This is a genomic window from Paraburkholderia oxyphila NBRC 105797 (assembly GCF_000685075.1).
GTDB classification, from domain to species: domain Bacteria; phylum Pseudomonadota; class Gammaproteobacteria; order Burkholderiales; family Burkholderiaceae; genus Paraburkholderia; species Paraburkholderia oxyphila.
On record NZ_BAYD01000004.1, the window covers coordinates 63,840 to 81,719 of the forward strand.

Genomic DNA, 17,880 nt, shown 5'->3' on the forward strand with positions numbered 1-17,880 from the left:
CGGGGCTGCGCGAGCGCCCCGATATCTGCGATGATTCGGGCTGCGGCGCGCGTCTCGCGCGTTGGACGTCTCAAGGAACCCCATGCACGTCGATCCGGTCACGCTGGTCTGCCTGTCGCTCGCGACGCTCTTCGTTGCCGTCTTGCCCGTTTCGCTCTATCGCCGGCTGCGCGCGCCGTTCGCATTCGACTGGCGCGCCACCGTCACGGGCGTGGCCGTCTTCGCCCTGTTCGCGGCGATCATCGAGCGCGCGCTCAATGGCTACGTCCTGCATGACAATCCAGTCACGGCGCAACTGCTCGCCAGTCCGCTCACGTTCGTGCTGTACGGCGCGCTCGCGGCGGGCGTGTGCGAAGAAGTGGGGCGCTACATCGCAATGCGCCTGCTCGCGCGGCGCGCGGCGCAGTTGGCCGCCCAGCCCCATGCGCCGGCCGACAGCACCGGGCTCGCGTACGGCATCGGCCATGGCGGCGCGCAGGCGTGGCTCGTCGGCGTGCTCGTGCAGTTGCAGTGGATCGTCTTCGCGGTGCTCGCGAACCGCGGCGAGCTCGACGACCATCTGAGCAATCTCACGATGGACGCCGTGCTGCGCGTGCATCTGATGCTCGCCACGCTTTCGCCGCTGTTGGCAGGCGTGTTCGCACTCGAGCGCATTGCCGCGTTCGTGTTCCAGATCGGTCTTTCGGTGCTGATGTGGCGCGGTGTGCGGGCCGGTCGCAAGTCGATCCTGCCGATCGCGATCGTGTTGCACGCGTTGATCGACGTGCCCGCCGCCATGTTCCAGGCGCGGCTTGTGCCGCTTGTCGTCGTGGATGCGCTCTATGCGGTCGTGGCGCTCGCGGTGGCCGTCGTGCTCTTCAGAACGTGTGCGCCGGGCAAACGCGTGGCGCGTACCGCCTGACGCGGCGCGCCACGCTCTCCCTTTCCGTTGTTACGTTGCACCTGCAACGTTTTCTCAATTCCTCCTGGCCAGCAATGGAAGATTATTTGTTTGAATGCGCGAGCCGCGATATCGACGAGCTTGCGCGTGTCATCGCCGATCTGTTCCCCGAGCAGACGCGCTTTAGCGAGCGGCCCGCCGAAAACGGCGCACCGCTGCTCGTCGTGCAGTGGGTGGCGATGCGCATGGGCAGTGCCGCGCGCCGCATGACGCTCACGGTCGCCATCGCGCCGGCGGCGCTGGCGCGCTATCGCGCGCTGCCGCCGCGCATGCGTGGACGCAGCTTCGCGGTGCTGCACGCCTATGTGGAAGCCACGATTGGTTCGCTCGAGGAACAGCATGCGAAGGGCGAGGAGACCCCGCGCGATGTCACGCTCGATCTCGACGAGGAATTCGCCTGAAGTTCACCTGAAGCGCGCGACACGGCGCGCGCAGGCGCACAGTTCAATCGGCGCGCCGATACACCTTTGCAAAGCGCTCGGCCTTCACCACGCCGTAGTCGCCGGGCGCATATTGCATGACCCAGTCGCCGGCCGCGCCGGTCAGGCGGTCGCCGCCTGCCGAGCGGACGATCGAGAACGGTTCGTCGATGCGCCTGGCCAGCACCACCGTCGGCAGGTTGCGATAGGTGCCGGGCGCGCCGTGTGCGAGCGCGGCGTCGGCCGGCCGATACTTCGGGTCGAAGCGCTCGCGCGAGACGACCCAGCGCTCGCCGGTCGCGCCGGTGATGATCGCGTCGCCTGGTGCATAGCGGTTCGGGCCTTCGAGGCTCATCAGCTCGCCGCTCGCCGCGGCGAATTCGACGGTGACGGTTTCGTCCTTGACCACGCGTTGCGCGGCGGGATCGGCGGCGAGGTCGAGTTGGGTCAGTTCGATCATGGTGGCGGCAGCGGACCTGTTCCGTTGGGATGTCGCCGGTGAAGCGCGGGCCTTGCCCGCTTCACCTGGCGTCGATACGGGGAATAGCCAGAAATATAGGTCAGATAAAGCACGACGGCCGGGCATGCTTGCCCGGCCGTCGAGAGGTCCGCGAGCGTACCACGAATCGGGGTGGTCGGGCCCGGGAAAAGCGCCAGCCGGATCCCAAAACGGCGCGGCGCGCAAGCGGCCCGACTGCATGGCCCGCTCGCGCGCCGCATCAACGCTGAGTGCGCTGTCTATGCGCTGTTGTCTAAGCGCTGACTGAGTGCACCGGCCTACTGGGCAGCCGGCGCGCTTGCAGCGTCGGCACCGCTTGCCGCATCTGCGGCCGGCGCCTTCGCATGCGGCTTGCCCTTGTGCTTCGGATGGCCAGCGGCCTTGCCGCCCGCGGGCTGGCCATGGCGGAAGGTGGTGTCGGCAAGCTTCTTCTGTTCGGGCGAGAAGCTGGTGTAGAGCGGCTCGAAGGCCGTGACGAGCTTCTGCATGTCGTCGGCGTGCGTCTGGGCGATTTGTGCGTACTGCTTCATGTCGTCGAGCGCGTTACGCTGCGCTTCGCCTTCCATGCGCTGCTTGTACAGACCCGCCATGGTCTCGCCGTTGCTGCGCATGACGTCGGCAAACGCCTTCCATTGCGGTTCCTGGTCGGCCGTGATCTTCAGCGCCGAGTGCAGGTAGGTGATGCGCTCTTCCACGCGCTGCTGATGTTGCGCGGCGCGCGCTTCGACCTTCGATGCCGCTGCGGCAGCCGCGGGCGCGGCCGTCGCCGACGATGCGGCAGTCTGCGCGAAAGCGCCGCTCATCGAGAGTGTCGCGGCAAGGATGACGAAAGCTTTCTTCATTATTGCTCCTTGAATCTTCAATTCGTAGAGGTTACGTAGCGAGTAGGCGCGGAACCCATCGGTTGCAGGCGATATGTGTACCACGTTATCGCCCCAATGCGGCTGCTGCGCGACAACTGCTTACAAACGAAACGCACGGAAATAAGCTGAAAGACGCAGCATGCAGGGCGCGTATGCGTTCGCTCGCGGGGTCGTCTGCGCGCCGCCGCGCGCGATAATGACGCGATATTCAGCCATTGCCTTCACCCATTCGACATGGAGCCTGTCCCACGATGAGACCGCCGCGCCTCGACCAACTCGATGACCTCGACCGCAGCCTCGTTGCGCTGCTGCAGGAGAACGCCCGCGAGAGCGTGGCAAATCTCGCGCGCCAGCTTGGCGTTGCGCGTACCACGGTGCTCGCGCGCATCGCGCGGCTCGAGCGCTCCCAGGTCATCGCGGGCTACGGCGTGCGCCTCGGCCAGGACGTGCTCGACGCGAGCCTGCAGGCGTGGGTCGGACTCATCATCGCGCCGCGCAATGGCCCCGAAGTGCAACGGCGCCTGTCCAAAATGCCCGAAGTGCAACTGCTCTGCGCGGTGAGCGGCGAGTACGACTATGTGGCCTGGCTGCGCGCCGATTCCCCCGATCGCCTCAACGATCTGCTCGACCAGATTGGCGGCATGCAGGGCGTCGAGCGCACGACCACGTCGATCGTCCTCGCACGCAAGATCGACCGCGGCACGGTGATGGGCTGAAGAGCCCGACGCACCGGCTATGGCGCTGTCGTTGATACCATTTTTACGACTTTTCGTCGTTATGACGAAAATCGTCGTCGAAATGACGAAACTCTCCGACAAAGCGCATCATTTTGCGTCTAGGATCTGATTTCACCCCTCCTTAGACTGTGTGCACCGGGCAACAGCATGGCCCAGAACCACAGAAAACCCCTAAGGAGATACAGAATGAAAGTCGCGATTGCAGGCGCCGGCCTGATTGGCCACACCATTGCACACATGCTGCGCGAAACCGGGGACTACGAGGTCACGGCGCTCGACCGCGATACCCACGCGCTCGAAAAACTCGCGGCGCAGGGCATTCCCACCATGCGTGTCGATTCCGGCGACGCGGCCGCACTGCGCGGCGCGCTCGAAGGCTTTGACGTGCTGATCAACGCGCTGCCTTACTACCTCGCGGTGAACGTCGCGTCGGCGGCGAAGGGCGCGGGCGTTCACTACTTCGACCTGACCGAGGACGTGCGCGCGACGCACGCGATCCGCGCGCTCGCCGAAGGCGCCGATCACGCGTTCATGCCGCAATGCGGGCTGGCGCCGGGCTTCATCGGCCTGGCTGCCCATGCGCTCGCGAGCCGCTTCACCGAAATCCGCGAAGTCAAGATGCGCGTGGGCGCGCTGCCGCAATTCCCCACCAACGCGCTCAAGTACAACCTCACGTGGAGCGTGGACGGCCTCATCAACGAGTACTGCCAGCCGTGCGAGGCGATCCACGAAGGCCGCACGCAGATGGTGCAGCCGCTCGAAGGCCACGAGCACTTCTCGCTCGACGGCGTGGAGTACGAGGCGTTCAATACCTCGGGCGGTCTCGGCACGTTGTGCGAGACGCTCTCGGGACGCGTCGAATCGCTCGACTACAAGTCGGTGCGCTATCCGGGCCACCGCTCGCTCATGCAGTTCCTGCTCGAAGACCTGCGCCTCTCGGGCGACCGCGACACGCTGAAGTCGATCATGCGCCGTGCGATTCCGTCCACGGAGCAGGACGTCGTGCTGATCTTCATTACCGTGACGGGCACGCGCAATGGCCAGCTCGTGCAGGAAGTCTTCACGCGCAAGATCTTCGCGAAGACGGTCTGCGGCGTGCCGATGAGCGCCATCGAGATCACGACGGCGGGCGCCATGTGCGCGGTGCTCGATCTGTTCCGCGAGAAGAAGCTGCCGCAAAAGGGCTTCGTGCGTCAGGAGCAGGTGTCGCTCGAGCAGTTCCTCGCGAACCGCTTCGGTCAGGTGTACGAAGGCGCGCAGCTCGAGGCGCTGGCGACGGCACACGTCGCTTAAAGCACGCGGCGCACGAGACGCACGCGACGCAAAAGGCGCGCCGCGGCCGCGAGCGAAACTCGCTCAGGCCGCGGACGCCTGCACGATGCGCTGCAGCAAGGCGTCGTAATCGGCAGGCGTCGGCGCGCTCGTGTCGAACACGATGAGGTCGTCGAGTTGCGGGCCCTGCGGCTCGAAGCGCCGTTTGCGATAGCTGTTCCAGTGCGCAAGCTTGTAGGCATCGTCGGGGTGGGCGCGCGCGACGATGCGCTGGCGTGCCGTTGCCTCGTCGGTGCGCACCCAGACGGCGGCGAGCCCCACGTCCGCCGCCACGCCCAGCCACGCGCGATCGAGCAGGCGCCGCTCGCGCACCTCCCCCGAAAGCGGCCCGACCGCAATCACGCTCACGCCCAGCGCGAGATTCTCACGCGCGGTGTCGAGCATGCCCTGATATTCGGGGTCCCGCAGATGCTGGAGAAATAGCGGACTGTCGCGGTCGTGCGGATCCTGGCCGAGCGCGGCGAGCGTCGCGGCGCCGGTGCGTCCGTACAGCGTGTCCTTGTCGAGCAGGCAGAACGGCTCGCCCGTTGCGCGGGCGAGCGGGCCGATCAGGCGTTTGGCGAGCGAGGTCTTGCCGGTGCCGGCGTGGCCGCAAAAGAACACCAGCCGTGTCACGAACGGCGTTCCTGGACCTGGTCCGCCTGGGCGCCGCCGGCTTGATCGGCCTGATTGGCCAGAGCGGCTTGATCGTCAACGGGAGACGCCGCTGCGCCCTGACCATCGAGGAGCTTGCCATTGGCGTCGAGCCACAACACATTGATGATGCCGAAGCCGAGCGCCACGCCGATGCCGAGTATCCACGTGAAGTACCACATCGCCTGCATTCTCCTCGCGTGACGCAATGACCGCGGGATTGAGCCCGCTTTCGAAGCTTATACCATCGGTGCGCGGCGTGGCCCGGCTCCAGCACACGCGCGCCGGCCCGTGACGGCGTGCGGCACGCAATGTGCGGCGCCCCGCGCGAGCAGGGCGTTGCGTGCGTATATCATGGGCGCAGACGGAACGGGACGCCGCCGGCGGCGAGGATCGACGCGCGGGGCGCGCCACGAAAGCATCAAAAAACCGACGAGGGGATCGCGCCCATGCCATCGCGCGTGTTCAAAGCGAGCTTTGATTCGGCCGCGCTGGTCGCCGCTCTCGTGGCGGCCGCCGCGCTGGCGCTGCCGCTGGCTTTGGGCGGCTGCGCCGAGGAGCGCGCGCCGCCCATGCCCTTCAAGCCAGTGCCGGCCGAGCGCATCGTCAAGCCGGGCTATACGCAGCCGGGAGAGGGCCTCGTTGCCGTCGACGTGCGGCGCGAGCGCACGCGCAATCTCATCGTCAAGTTCCGCGACGCGCCGGTCTATATCGACGGCGAGCAGGTCACCGACCTCATGGACGGCGAGCACGTCACGTTCTACCTGCTGCCCGGCGTCCACCGCATCGGCGTGACGACGCAGTTCGATCCGGTCGTCGAGCTGCACTTTCTCGTCGATCCGCGCTACACGAACCGCGCGAGCGTAACCTTCGACAAGGATCATCGCATCACCCTCCATCGGGTCGCGCAGTAAGCGGGCCGCCGGCCGACCCTCGTGCAAGCCGCGTGTGGGCGCGCGCAACGCGCGCTCCAGGCCGGCAAGCGCCGCCCGCGTGCCGCCTCGCAGATCGATGCAACGCTAAACTTGGCGGATCGATCAACTTGAGGACAGGCGGCGCGCCCACTTTCCCCAGCCGCGCCGCCGGGACGAACACGACACATGCTCATCAATTGCGCCGCCTACCAGGGCGGCAAGAAACTGGCCGACATCGGCATCGAGGCCATCAGCGACTACCTCCAGAAACCCGAATGCTTCGTCTGGGTTGCGCTCAAGGACCCCGACGCGGCCGAGATGGCCGCGATGCAAGAGGAATTCGACCTGCATGCGCTCGCCATCGAAGACGTGATGAACGGCAAGCAGCGCCCCAAAATCGAGGAATACGGCGACACGCTCTTCACGGTGTTCCATACGATCGAGCTCGACGAGGAGGGCGAGATCGTCACCGGCCAGGTGAACGTGTTCGCGGGCCCGAATTTCGTGCTCTCGGTGCGCCACCGCGCGCAACAGGGCTTCCAGGAGGTGCGTACGCGCTGCGAGCGCGAACCGGAGCTGCTCAAGGAGGGCGCCGGCTTCGTGCTCTACGCGCTCATGGACAGCGTGGTCGACCGTTACGCGCCGGTGCTCGAGAAGCTCTCCGGCGAGATCGAGGACCTGGAGGACCGCATCTTCGAGAAGCACACACTCGCGCAGTCGCGCGCCATCATCGAGGATCTCTATTCGCTCAAACGCCGCCTCGTGATCCTCGAGCATCACATCACGCCGCTCGTCGACGCCGTGGGCAAGCTCGTGGGCGGGCGCATTCCGCAGATCTGCATTGGCATGCAGGCGTACTATCGCGATGTCTACGACCATCTCGTGCGCGTGTCCAACCTCGTCGATGCGCGCCGCGAAATGATCGTGACGGCGATCCAGGTGAATCTCGGCATGATCTCGCTCGCCGAAAACGAAGTGACCAAGCGGCTCGGCTCGTTCGCCGCGCTGTTCGCCGTGCCGACCATGATTGCGGGTATCTACGGGATGAACTTCGCCAATATCCCCGAGCTGCATTTCAAGTATGGCTACCAGATTTGCCTCGCCGTGATGGCGATCATCGACGTCGTGCTGATCATCCTGTTCCGCCGCGGCGGGTGGCTCTGAGCGCGATGCCGATGGCGGCTGCTGCGCCGCAGCGCGGCGCACGGCGGCCTGCGCCATTGACATTGCCGATCGTGCGCCCCGAGAATGGGGCGCCTGAAAACGTTTGCGCATAACCAGAAATACGGCCCGGCCGGGCCCGACAACCGGAGACACAAACGATGAACTCCCGCATTCGCCGGCGCGTTCTTGGCGCCGCAGCCGCACTTGCCACCGTTGCCTTCGCGGCCACCATGCCGCTTGCCGCTCACGCCCAGTCGGCGGCCGGCCACAAGCCGAAAGTCGCGCTCGTCATGAAGTCGCTCGCCAACGAGTTCTTCCTCACCATGGAGACCGGTGCGAAGGACTACCAGAAGCACAACGCGTCCGAGTTCGACCTCGTGACCAACGGCATCAAGAACGAGACCGACACGGCCGCGCAAATCCAGATCGTCGAGCAGATGATCGTCTCCAAGGTCGACGCGATCGTGCTCGCGCCCGCCGACTCCAAGGCGCTCGTGCCGGTCGTGAAGAAGGCCGTGGATGCGGGCATTATCGTCGTGAACATCGACAACCGGCTCGATCCCGACGTGCTCAAGTCCAAAGACCTGAACGTGCCGTTCGTCGGCCCCGACAACGCCAAGGGCGCGCGCCTCGTCGGCGAGTATCTGGCGAAGAAGCTCAAGGCGGGCGATCAGGTCGGCATCGTGGAAGGTGTCTCGACCACCACCAACGCGCAGCAGCGCACGGCGGGCTTCAAGGACGCGATGCAGGCCGTGGGCGCGAAGATCGACTCGGTGCAGTCGGGCGAATGGGAAATCGACAAGGGCAATGCGGTCGCCTCGGCCATGCTCAATGAGTATCCGGACATGAAGGCGCTCCTGTGCGGCAACGACAACATGGCGATCGGCGCCGTGTCGGCGGTGCGGGCGGCCGGCAAGCAAGGCAAGGTCTACGTGGTGGGCTACGACAACATCGACGCGATCAAGCCGATGCTCAAGGACGGCCGCGTGCTTGCCACCGCCGACCAGTTCGCCGCGAAGCAGGCCGTATTCGGCATCGATACGGCGCTCAAGGCGCTCAAGGGGCATAAGAAGCAGTCGGAACTCTCGGGTGTGGTCGAGACGCCGGTCGTGCTCGTGACGAAGGATTCGGTGAAATAGGGCGGCAAAATATGCATGCCGAATCGTTTGGCGTGCGTTAATCGCGCGAGCGGTTTTCGTGTCGCGGCTTCGTGTCGCGTTCTGGTGTAATAAGCGCTCAAGAAAAGCGCCGCGCCGCCGTTATTCGTACGTGATGGCCGCGCCAGCCAGCGAGCCGCCGAGGTGTGCCGCTTTATCGGCGGCCGGGCGCCGCACGAGCCTGCGCTACCGCTGCGGGTTCCGGGCGGCGCGGCTCGCGAGAACAGGATCGTGATGGAAGCAATTGCCCCCGACGCCCAGCCGCCCGCATCCGCCCAAGGCGTGGTGCTGACGGTGACGGGCGCCGGCAAGACCTACGAGCAGCCGGTGCTCGCCGACGTCAGCCTCGCGCTGCACGCGGGGGAGGTGCTTGCGCTCACGGGCGAGAACGGCGCGGGCAAGAGCACGCTCTCGAAGATCGTGGGCGGGCTCACGGCGCCCAGCACCGGCAGCATGACGCTGATGGGCGAGCCCTATGCCCCGGCGAGCCGCACCCAGGCGGAAGCGCTCGGCGTGCGCATGGTGATGCAGGAGCTCAACCTGCTGCCCACGCTAACGGTCGCCGAGAACCTGTTTCTGAACCGCTTGCCGCGCCGCTTCGGGCCGCTCGGCTGGATCGATCGCACGCGTTTGCGCGAGGACGCCCGCGCCGCGATGGCGCAAGTCGGGCTCGAGGCGATCGACCCCGACACGCCGGTGGGCGAGCTCGGCATCGGTCATCGGCAACTCGTGGAGATCGCGCGTAACCTGATCGGCGACGAGACACAAGGCGCCGCGCCGCTGCGCGTGCTGATCCTCGACGAACCCACCGCGATGCTCACGGGCCGCGAGGTCGAGCTGCTGTTCGAGCAGATCGACCGGCTCAGGGCGCGCGGCGTGGCGCTCGTCTACATCTCGCACCGGCTCGAGGAGCTCGAGCGCATCGCGCAGCGCGTGGCGGTGCTGCGCGACGGCCGGCTCGTGCGCGTGGACGCCATGGGCAATCTCACGCCCGAACGTATCGTCGCGCTGATGGTGGGCCGCGAGCTGGGTGAGCGCATCGAGCTGGGCGAGCGGCGCATTGGCGCGCCGCTCCTCAAGGTGGAGGGGATCGGTCGCGCGAACGTCGTGCGCGATGTCTCGTTCGAGGTGCGCGCGGGCGAGATCTTCGGCGTGTCGGGGCTGATCGGCGCGGGGCGCACCGAGCTCATGCGCCTCATCTACGGCGCCGACGCGAAGGATCGCGGCACGGTCGCGCTCGCGAGCACGCCGGGCGCGCCGCCCGTGCCGGTGCGCATCGACTCGCCGGTGGATGCGGTGCGCCAGGGCATCGCGCTCATCACCGAGGACCGCAAGGGCGAAGGCTTGTTGCTGCCGCAACCGGTCGCCGCCAACGTCTCGCTCGGCAATGTGGGCGCCGTGGCCCGCTATGGCGTAGTGGACGCCGCGCGCGAGAACGCGCTGGCCGGTGCGCAGATCGACGCCTTGCGCATCCGCACGTCCGGCCCCGGACAGAGCGTGGGCGAGCTGTCGGGCGGCAACCAGCAGAAGGTGGTGATCGGCCGCTGGCTCGCGCGGCGCAGCACCGGCGCCCAGGCCGCCAAAGCCGCGCAAGGCGATGTGCACGGCGTGCGCGTGCTGTTGTTCGACGAACCCACGCGCGGCATCGACGTGGGCGCGAAATTCGACATCTATGCGCTGATGGGCGCGCTCGCGCGCGAGGGCTGCGCGCTCGTCGTGGTCTCGAGCGACCTGCGCGAGCTGATGCTGATTTGCGACCGCATCGGCGTGATGTCGGCGGGGAAAATGACGGCGATCTTCGCGCGCGGGGAGTGGACCCAGGACGCCTTGCTCGGCGCCGCGTTCGCGGGCTATCGCGCCGAAGACGCGATGCTCGCCGATGCCGCCGACCTGCCCGAGCTGAAAACGGCTGCGCCCGCGCAGCGGCCCGAGGGCCGCGTTCAATCGCCGCCGCCCGATGGGCGAGGAGGAAGCGCTTCATGACGAATCGACCGTTGCGCGATCAACCAGGGCGGCCCGCAGAGCCGGCACAGCCCGCGCCGCATGGCAACGCCCCGCACGCCGCCGCGCCGACGGCCGCGAGCGCGAAGCCCGTCGGCACGCGCTTTGGCTTTTCGAACTATCTGGGCCTCGCGCTCGCGCTGGTCGCGATGATCGTGCTGTTCTCGCTGCTGAGTTCGCACTTCCTGACCTACGATACGTTCAGCACGATCGCGAACCAGATTCCCGATCTCGTCGTCATGTCGGTGGGCATGACGTTCGTCCTGATCATCGCGGGCATCGATCTCTCGGTGGGCTCGGTGCTGGCGCTCGGGGCGTCGGTGGTGAGCGTGGCCGCGCTCAAGTGGGGACTCGGCGCGCTGCCCGCCGCGCTGCTCGGGCTGCTGGCCGCGGCGGCCACGGGCACGCTCACGGGTGCGGTCACGGTGGGCTGGCGCATTCCGTCGTTCATCGTCTCGCTCGGCGTGCTGGAGGCCGCGCGCGGCCTCGCGTACCAGATGACGAATTCGCGCACCGCCTATATCGGCGATGCGTTCGACTTCCTCTCGAATCCGATCGCGTTCGGCATCTCGCCCGCGTTCCTGATCGCCGTGGCGGTCATGGTGATCGCGCAACTGGTGCTCACGCGCACGGTGTTCGGCCGCTACCTGATCGGCATCGGCACCAACGAGGAGGCGGTGCGGCTCGCGGGCGTCGATCCGCGGCCGTACAAGATCGTCGTGTTCGCGTTGATGGGCGCGCTCTCGGGGCTCGCCGCGCTGTTCCAGATCTCGCGCCTCGAGGCCGCGGATCCGAACGCGGGCGTCGGCCTCGAGCTGCAGGTGATCGCCGCCGTGGTGATCGGCGGCACGAGCCTGATGGGCGGGCGCGGCTCGGTCATCAGCACGTTTTTCGGCGTGTTGATCATTTCCGTGCTCGCGGCGGGGCTCGCGCAGATCGGCGCGAACGAGCCGACCAAGCGCATCATCACCGGCGCGGTGATCGTGGTCGCGGTGGTGCTCGACACGTATCGAAGCCACCGCAGCGGCAAGCGCGGCGGCAAGTGACGTGACAACGGACGGGGCCGCTTTGGGCGGCCACGCCTGCGGTAGCGAATGCAGTTGGTGAAGCAGCAAGTGAAGTAGCAGCACGAAGGCGTTAGAAGAAAAAAACGAGAGCGCGGCCGGGTAAGCGACCGGCGCGCTCGCCGAGGGCAATCGCCGTGCAAAGCCGCCTCGAATAACAAAAAAGAGGCGCGGCCGCGCGGCGGCAGCAGTAGAAAACGCGCAGGACGAAGCAGGAGCAACAGCAAAGATGGCGACGATCAAAGATGTGGCCGCCGTGGCGGGGGTGTCTTTCACGACGGTGTCGCATGTGGTGAACAATTCGCGGCCGGTATCGGCGGACGTGCGGGCCAAGGTCGAGCAGGCGATTCGCGACCTCAACTACGTGCCGTCGGCGGTCGCGCGCTCGCTCAAGGCGCGCTCGACGGCGACGATCGGGCTCGTGGTGCCCAACGGCACGAATCCGTACTACGCGGAGCTCGCGCGCGGCGTCGAGGACGGCTGCGCGCAGAAGGGCTACTGCGTGTTCTTCTGCAATTCCGATGACGATCCGGTCAAGCAGCGCAACTATCTGCGCGTGCTGCAGGAAAAGCGCATCGACGGGCTGATCGTGGCGTCGACGGGCGACGACGCCGTGCTCGCGGCCACGCTCGGCGAGACACGCGAGCCGATCGTCGTGGTGGACCGCAACATCGAGGGGCTGAACGCCGATCTCGTGCAGATCGACCACGAACGCGGCGCATGGCTCGCGACGCGTCATTTGCTCGAGCTCGGGCACTCGAGGATCGGTTGCATCACGGGGCCGGTCAGCACGGCGGTGGCCGCGATGCGCATGCATGGCTTCTTGCGCGCGATGGCCGAGCGCGGCATCGAGATCGCACCGGGTGCGATCGTCGAGGCCGACTTCTCGGGCACGGGCGGCTACCGCGCCGCGGCGCAACTGCTCGACACCGTGCGCCCCAGCGCGATCTTCGCCGGCAACGACATGATGGGCATCGGCGCGCTGCGGGCGGCTGCCGAACGCGGCCTGCGCGTGCCCACCGACTGCTCGATCATCGGCTTCGATGACATCGAGCTCGGCCAGTTCACGTGGCCCGCGCTCTCGACGGTCGGCCAGCCGGTGCGCGCGCTCGGCGAGATGGCGGCGCTCACGCTGATCGAGCGGATTGGCGCAGCCGGGCAGGAGCGCACTGACTCGACGGTGCTGCGGCGCGTGATGGCGCCGCAGCTCTTGCCGCGCGAATCCACCGCGCCGTGGTGCGGCACCCGCGAGCAGGCGACGCTCGCGGCGTGAAGCGCATGCACGAGCGCGTGCATAATCGGCCGACTGGATCTTGCACAGGAGGCAAACGAAGTGGCGATTGACGAAACCCCGCGCCCGGTGACGCAAACGGCGGCGCAAGCCGGCACGCAAGATCGCGCCCGGCACGGCGCCAACGCGGCGCGCGGCGGCGTTGCGGTGGTCGGCAGCCTGAACATGGATCTCGTCGTGCGAGCGCCGCGCCTGCCGCGCCCCGGCGAGACGCTCGCGGGCAGCGCCTTCGCGCAGGTGGCGGGCGGCAAGGGCGGCAACCAGGCGGTCGCGGCGGCGCGTCTTGGCGCGCGGGTGGCCATGATCGGCTGCGTGGGCGCCGACGCCAATGGCGAGTTGCTGCGCGCCGGGCTGCTGGCCGAAGGCATCGACTGCGGGGCGCTCGATACCGCGCCGCAGGCGCCGACCGGCGTGGCGCTGATCGTCGTCGACGACGCGAGCCAGAACGCCATCGTGATCGTGGCGGGCAGCAACGGCGAAGTGACGCCGGCCACGCTCGCGCACCACGAGGCGGCGCTCGCGGCGGCCGACGTCGTCGTCTGCCAGCTGGAGACGCCGCCCGACGCGGTGCATGCGGCGCTCGCCGCCGCGCGCCGGCTCGGCAAGACCACCATCCTCAATCCGGCGCCCGCCACCGGCCCGCTGCCGGCCGAGTGGCTGCCGCTCATCGATTACCTCGTTCCCAACGAACTCGAAGCCGCGACGCTCACGGGCCTGCCGCTCGACACGCCCGAGGACGCCGCGCGCGCCGCGCTGGCGCTGCATCGCGCGGGGGCGCGCAACGTGCTGGTGACGCTCGGCGCGCAGGGGGTCTGCGCGCTGCTCGGCGAGGGGGCCGCGCAGGCATCGGACGCAGCGGGCGCGCCGTCGCCGGCGCACTGGCCCGCGCCCAAGGTGGCCGCGGTCGACACGACGGCGGCCGGCGACACCTTCATCGGCGCCCTGGCCGCGCGGCTGGCCGCCGGCGAGGCGCCCGCGCCGGCGATTCAGTTCGCGCTGCGCGCGGCGTCGATCTCCGTGACGCGCGCGGGCGCGCAACCGTCGATTCCTCGGCTGGAGGACATGGGGCGCTGAACTTGGGCCTCTGGACGCGGCGCGTCTTCGCGTCAGGCAAAACGCCTGTGCGTGGTCCACGCGTTGTAATTTATTCGTCAGGAAACTCCCTGATTCTTCACACCTTATAATAATTTCAAGCCTCCCAAACGTTTGCCGTAAACCCATTCAGGGCAGCAGCCCGCAATTTGAGGCGTAGCAAGCCGCCTCACGGCAAGCACGGGAGAGTCATGAACAAGGGCATCAGCATCAAGGCGCGCATCGGCCTCACGATGGGTTTTCTGGCGGCGCTCATCGTCGCCATCAGCGGGGTGGGGCTGTTCGGCCTGACGCGCTCGAACGACGCATATCGCGAGACCTACACCGATCAGATGCCGAGCAGCCATGCCGTGAACATGGCCGAGATCTATGCGGCGCGCGAGCGGCTCGCACTCGACCGCGCTGCGTTCCAGATCGGCACGCCCGATGTGGCCGCCACGCTTGCGCGTGCGCGCATGCTGCGCGGCGTCTCGGACGATTACTGGAAGAAGTACCTGAGCTTGCCGCGCGACGAGCAGGAAGAGCGGCTCATGCAGGACGTCGCTGGGCGCCGCACGGCGTTTCAGCAGGCCGCCGACCAGTTTTCCACCGCCATCGCCGCGGGCGACCAGAGCAAGGTGATTGGCAGCGCCAACGCGCTGCAGACCGCTTACAGCGACCTCTCGCAGGCCGATCTCGCGCTCGACAAGCTGCAGGACACGCTCGCGAGAGCAGGCTTCGACGACGCGGAGGCGGCATTCGGCGAGCTGCGCATCGCGGCCATCGCAGCGCTTTTGGTCGGCATCGGCGCGGCGGTGTTTTCGTTTCTCACGCTGCGCCGCGCGATCTCGGAACCGCTTCGCGAGGCGCTCGGCGCCTTCTCCGCGATCGCTGCGGGCGATCTGCGCCGCCCTGTCGTGGTGCGCACGCACGACGAGATGGGCGAGCTGCTCGGCGGCGTCGCGCGCATGCAGCACAGCCTCGGCAACACCGTGCGCTCGGTGCGCATGGGCACCGAAGCGATCGCCACGGCCACGCGCCAGATCGCGGCCGGCAATATCGATCTCTCGTCGCGCACGGAAGAGCAGGCTTCGGCGCTGCAGGAAACCGCGTCGAGCATGGAGGAGCTGACCGGCACCGTGAAGCAGAACGCCGAAAACGCCCGCCAGGCGAGCGCGCTGGCCGCCAGCGCCTCGGACATCGCCAACAAGGGCAGCCGGGTCGTGAGCGAGGTGGTGGGCACGATGGGCGAGATCAACGAAAGCTCGGCGAAGATCGCCGACATCATCGCGATTATCGAAGGCATCGCCTTTCAGACCAACATTCTCGCGCTCAACGCGGCCGTGGAAGCGGCTCGCGCGGGCGAGGAAGGGCGCGGCTTCGCGGTCGTGGCGGGCGAGGTGCGCAGCCTCGCGCAGCGCTCGTCGGCGGCGGCCAAGGAGATCAAGGGGCTCATCGACACCTCGGTCGAGCGCGTGCACGCGGGCTCGGCGCTCGTCGACGAGGCGGGCCGCACGATGGCGGAGATCATTGGCGCGGTGCAGCGCGTGACCGACATCATGGGCGAGATCGCGGCGGCCTCGCAGGAGCAGTCGAGCGGCATCGACCAGGTGGCGCGCGCCGTCACGCAGATGGACGAAGTCACGCAGCAAAACGCGGCGCTCGTGGAAGAGGCCGCCGCGGCGGCGCAGTCGCTCGAAGACCAGGCGAGCCGGCTGCGCGCCGCGGTCGCCGTTTTCAACGTCGACGATTCCCAGGCGCCGGTGGCGGTGCGAGCCGCATTGCATGCGGGTTCGCAGGCCGTCATCGAGCCCAATATGCCGCTCGCCAGCGCGAAGCCCCTCGCGCGTCCGGCCGCACAGTCCGCCGTGCGCGCCGGGACGCCTGCGTTGCGCAGACCAGCGCTCGCCACAACCCGCCCGGCCGCGCGCGCGCCCGCTCGCGCCCCCGGAAGCACCGCACCGGTGCCGGCTTCGGCGGGCACAGCGGCCACCACCGCGGTGGCCGCTTCGGCGGCGGGATCGAACGACGACTGGGAAACCTTCTGACGCAAGGCTGCGGCGTCAGCATGCACCACGCGCGAGCCGCCATGGCCGCATTCGCGCCGCGCTGGTGCAGCAGCGTTATTTCTGGCCACAAGGCCAATGCATGCGCGGTGCGATGCCGGTTACGGTACATTGTGAAACTTGTCACGCGCACAGACGGGGTCGCACGGTACACTGCGCTGCGGTGTCGAAGCCGATGCGTACCGCAACGCGCCGCAAGCGGCGCGGCAGGTCCGGCCGTAGCGGGGCGCTCGCGCGAAGCCGGCGCGGCTGGGCGAGGCGCTTCGCAGTGCAATACGCACCCGCCCAGGCATTGCCATGGCGCGACATGACACAACATGCCGGCTGAACGCGAGAGACCTGCGCTGCCGGCGCACGAACGCAAGGAAAGGACCCAGACATGACACGTGACGATCTCGCGCAGCGCCTCGTGGCGGCGCGCCGCCGCCATCAGATGATCGAGACGCTGGCGCCCGAGTGCCTGCCGCCCGACGCGGCCACGGCCTATGCCATCCAGCAGGCCGTGCTCGCCGGGCTGGGCACGCCCACGGGCGGGTGGAAGATCGGCGCGCGCGCGCCCGGCGGCCCGGTTTCCGGCGCGCCGATCGCGGCCACGCACGTACACGCCTCGCCCACGCGCGTCGAGCGCCAGTCGTTCTTCCGGGTGCTCGTCGAGCTCGAAATCGCCTTCCGCTTCGCCGAGCCGATCGCGCCGCGCGCCGACGCCTATGCGCGCGACGAGGTCCTCGCGCTCGTCGGACAAATTCTTCCCGCCATCGAAATCGTCGACAGCCGCTTCGCCGAATGGCCTAACGTCGCGCCGCTCGCGCAGCTGGCCGACGCGCAGAACAACGGCGCGCTCGTGACCGGCCATGCGCAGCCCTATGGGGCGCTCGCGCGCGCGCTCGACTTCGTCGCCCCCGAACTCGAGCTCGCCTTCGACGGCGTCTCGCTCGTGCCGGAAATGGCGGGCAATCCGGCAGGCGACCCGCGCGAGCTGCTGGTCTGGTTCGTCAACCATTGCGCCGCGATGGGGATCACCATCGAGCCCGAGTGGACCATCACCACGGGTTCCTACGTAGGGGCGCACCGCATCGAGGGCGCGGGCCTGCTGCACGGCCATATCGATGGGCTCGGCGAGGTCGAGATCGAGTTCGTCTGAACACCGTGCCCCGGCGGCCTCCATGCCGGGACCGCACCACCTTGGGGCTTCATGAGATCGACGGCCGTCACGCATTGCGCGTGACGGCCGTTTTCGTTGGCGCGAAGGCGCACCTGAGCGTATCGTCTGCGCAACCTGTCACGCGTGCCATATTCGCAGGTGCGAATTGAAACGATGAAAGGGGACGGCGATGTTTTTTGCAACGTCCGCGCACTACCTATTCGAGCCACGGGAAAGCCACTACTGACGACAGGGACAGCGTGGCCGGGCATTGGCTTATCAGCGAATGCGCGCCAACTCACCGACATGCGTGCAGAGAACGTGTAAAACGAGAGAAAGATCGTCGATGGATCCACGCGAGCGCAGCGCATGCGTTGTTACAAAGATGGCGTTACAACTGATGCGTTGCGATCTGTACACGGCTTGCGAGGCCATGCGTTCTATGATGAAACGACTAGAGTCGTTGAACAGGTAGGGCGAAGTGGGAAACAGGCTGGGTTAGCTGCGGGGTTGCTGTTCGAGCGTCGATGTGCGGCGCAAAGGCATGCACGTGCGGCGTGAAAATTGCGTGAGAGGAGCATGATTGTA

The 17,880-nt window shown here is 67.7% G+C and carries 17 protein-coding genes; 13 read left to right on the forward strand and 4 right to left on the reverse strand.

From position 1 onward, the window contains the following. The first annotated feature begins 82 nt into the window (after nt 1-82). Both BO1_RS49470 and BO1_RS03110 read left to right on the forward strand, forming a co-directional pair. Nucleotides 83-901: a YhfC family intramembrane metalloprotease gene (locus tag BO1_RS49470; protein ID WP_043283649.1), complete on the forward strand. Its 819-nt coding sequence runs from the start codon at nt 83-85 to the stop codon at nt 899-901. Between the two features lie 74 nt (nt 902-975). Beyond that, nucleotides 976-1,341, forward strand: coding sequence for a DUF3022 domain-containing protein (locus BO1_RS03110; RefSeq protein ID WP_028216299.1), 366 nt, complete (start codon nt 976-978; stop codon nt 1,339-1,341). Nucleotides 1,342-1,384: 43 nt separating this feature from the next. Here the strand turns inward: BO1_RS03110 and BO1_RS03115 are convergent, their stop codons facing one another. Together BO1_RS03115 and BO1_RS03120 are read right to left on the reverse strand one after the other, a co-directional pair. Next, the gene (locus BO1_RS03115) at nt 1,385-1,819 is read right to left on the reverse strand and encodes a PGDYG domain-containing protein (RefSeq protein ID WP_028216300.1); all 435 of its coding nucleotides are present in this window, start codon (nt 1,817-1,819) and stop codon (nt 1,385-1,387) included. Between the two features lie 317 nt (nt 1,820-2,136). After that, entirely contained in the window at nt 2,137-2,700 is a 564-nt protein-coding gene (locus BO1_RS03120) for a Spy/CpxP family protein refolding chaperone (RefSeq protein WP_028216301.1), read from the reverse strand. Between the two features lie 272 nt (nt 2,701-2,972). On the opposite strand from BO1_RS03120, the gene BO1_RS03125 reads away from it, so the two are divergent. Both BO1_RS03125 and BO1_RS03130 read left to right on the forward strand, forming a co-directional pair. Next, entirely contained in the window at nt 2,973-3,437 is a 465-nt protein-coding gene (locus BO1_RS03125) for an Lrp/AsnC family transcriptional regulator (RefSeq protein ID WP_028216302.1), read from the forward strand. A 207-nt stretch (nt 3,438-3,644) separates the two neighbouring features. Then, on the forward strand, nt 3,645-4,751 hold the full coding sequence (locus BO1_RS03130) for a saccharopine dehydrogenase family protein (RefSeq protein ID WP_028216303.1): 1,107 nt from the start codon (nt 3,645-3,647) through the stop codon (nt 4,749-4,751). Between the two features lie 63 nt (nt 4,752-4,814). On the opposite strand, the gene BO1_RS03135 is transcribed toward BO1_RS03130, so the two are convergent. Continuing rightward, nucleotides 4,815-5,405 (reverse strand): AAA family ATPase, encoded by a 591-nt coding sequence (locus BO1_RS03135; RefSeq protein WP_028216304.1) that lies wholly within the window; start codon nt 5,403-5,405, stop codon nt 4,815-4,817. Next, nucleotides 5,402-5,605: a cytochrome bd-I oxidase subunit CydX gene (gene cydX / locus BO1_RS61950; RefSeq protein WP_084687755.1), complete on the reverse strand. Its 204-nt coding sequence runs from the start codon at nt 5,603-5,605 to the stop codon at nt 5,402-5,404. The genes BO1_RS03135 and cydX overlap by 4 nt, the downstream gene beginning before the upstream one ends. Nucleotides 5,606-5,872: 267 nt before the next feature. Between cydX and BO1_RS03145 the strand changes: the two genes are divergently transcribed. The 9 genes from BO1_RS03145 (at nt 5,873) to BO1_RS03185 (ending at nt 17,292) form a co-directional block, all read left to right on the forward strand. Further along, nucleotides 5,873-6,337: a hypothetical protein gene (locus BO1_RS03145; protein ID WP_028216305.1), complete on the forward strand. Its 465-nt coding sequence runs from the start codon at nt 5,873-5,875 to the stop codon at nt 6,335-6,337. A gap of 186 nt (nt 6,338-6,523) precedes the next feature. Then, a complete protein-coding gene (gene corA, locus BO1_RS03150) occupies nt 6,524-7,501 on the forward strand; it encodes a magnesium/cobalt transporter CorA (RefSeq protein ID WP_028216306.1) in 978 nt (325 codons plus the stop codon). 158 nt (nt 7,502-7,659) lie between these two features. Beyond that, complete coding sequence (locus tag BO1_RS03155) at nt 7,660-8,640, forward strand: sugar ABC transporter substrate-binding protein (protein ID WP_028216307.1); 981 nt, start codon at nt 7,660-7,662, stop codon at nt 8,638-8,640. A 252-nt stretch (nt 8,641-8,892) separates the two neighbouring features. After that, a complete protein-coding gene (locus tag BO1_RS49480; protein ID WP_084687745.1) occupies nt 8,893-10,641 on the forward strand; it encodes a sugar ABC transporter ATP-binding protein in 1,749 nt (582 codons plus the stop codon). After that, on the forward strand, nt 10,638-11,705 hold the full coding sequence (locus BO1_RS03165) for an ABC transporter permease (protein WP_028216308.1): 1,068 nt from the start codon (nt 10,638-10,640) through the stop codon (nt 11,703-11,705). Before BO1_RS49480 ends, BO1_RS03165 begins: the two co-directional genes overlap by 4 nt. 247 nt (nt 11,706-11,952) lie before the next feature. Further along, complete coding sequence (locus BO1_RS03170; protein ID WP_028216309.1) at nt 11,953-12,996, forward strand: LacI family DNA-binding transcriptional regulator; 1,044 nt, start codon at nt 11,953-11,955, stop codon at nt 12,994-12,996. 165 nt (nt 12,997-13,161) lie between these two features. After that, nucleotides 13,162-14,088 (forward strand): ribokinase, encoded by a 927-nt coding sequence (gene rbsK / locus BO1_RS03175; RefSeq protein ID WP_028216310.1) that lies wholly within the window; start codon nt 13,162-13,164, stop codon nt 14,086-14,088. A 209-nt stretch (nt 14,089-14,297) separates the two neighbouring features. Continuing rightward, entirely contained in the window at nt 14,298-16,133 is a 1,836-nt protein-coding gene (locus tag BO1_RS03180) for a methyl-accepting chemotaxis protein (RefSeq protein WP_028216311.1), read from the forward strand. 397 nt (nt 16,134-16,530) lie between these two features. Further along, nucleotides 16,531-17,292, forward strand: coding sequence for a 2-keto-4-pentenoate hydratase (locus BO1_RS03185; protein WP_028216312.1), 762 nt, complete (start codon nt 16,531-16,533; stop codon nt 17,290-17,292). The last annotated feature ends 588 nt before the right edge of the window (nt 17,293-17,880 follow it).

Coding starts and splice junctions, on each gene's coding strand:
- BO1_RS49470 (WP_043283649.1), top strand. CDS start 83: ATGCACGTCGATCCGGTCACGCTGGTCTGCCTGTCGCTCGCGACGCTC.
- BO1_RS03110 (WP_028216299.1), top strand. CDS start 976: ATGGAAGATTATTTGTTTGAATGCGCGAGCCGCGATATCGACGAGCTT.
- BO1_RS03115 (WP_028216300.1), bottom strand. CDS start 1,819: ATGATCGAACTGACCCAACTCGACCTCGCCGCCGATCCCGCCGCGCAA.
- BO1_RS03120 (WP_028216301.1), bottom strand. CDS start 2,700: ATGAAGAAAGCTTTCGTCATCCTTGCCGCGACACTCTCGATGAGCGGC.
- BO1_RS03125 (WP_028216302.1), top strand. CDS start 2,973: ATGAGACCGCCGCGCCTCGACCAACTCGATGACCTCGACCGCAGCCTC.
- BO1_RS03130 (WP_028216303.1), top strand. CDS start 3,645: ATGAAAGTCGCGATTGCAGGCGCCGGCCTGATTGGCCACACCATTGCA.
- cydX (WP_084687755.1), bottom strand. CDS start 5,605: ATGTGGTACTTCACGTGGATACTCGGCATCGGCGTGGCGCTCGGCTTC.
- BO1_RS03145 (WP_028216305.1), top strand. CDS start 5,873: ATGCCATCGCGCGTGTTCAAAGCGAGCTTTGATTCGGCCGCGCTGGTC.
- corA (WP_028216306.1), top strand. CDS start 6,524: ATGCTCATCAATTGCGCCGCCTACCAGGGCGGCAAGAAACTGGCCGAC.
- BO1_RS03155 (WP_028216307.1), top strand. CDS start 7,660: ATGAACTCCCGCATTCGCCGGCGCGTTCTTGGCGCCGCAGCCGCACTT.
- BO1_RS49480 (WP_084687745.1), top strand. CDS start 8,893: ATGGAAGCAATTGCCCCCGACGCCCAGCCGCCCGCATCCGCCCAAGGC.
- BO1_RS03165 (WP_028216308.1), top strand. CDS start 10,638: ATGACGAATCGACCGTTGCGCGATCAACCAGGGCGGCCCGCAGAGCCG.
- BO1_RS03170 (WP_028216309.1), top strand. CDS start 11,953: ATGGCGACGATCAAAGATGTGGCCGCCGTGGCGGGGGTGTCTTTCACG.
- BO1_RS03180 (WP_028216311.1), top strand. CDS start 14,298: ATGAACAAGGGCATCAGCATCAAGGCGCGCATCGGCCTCACGATGGGT.
- BO1_RS03185 (WP_028216312.1), top strand. CDS start 16,531: ATGACACGTGACGATCTCGCGCAGCGCCTCGTGGCGGCGCGCCGCCGC.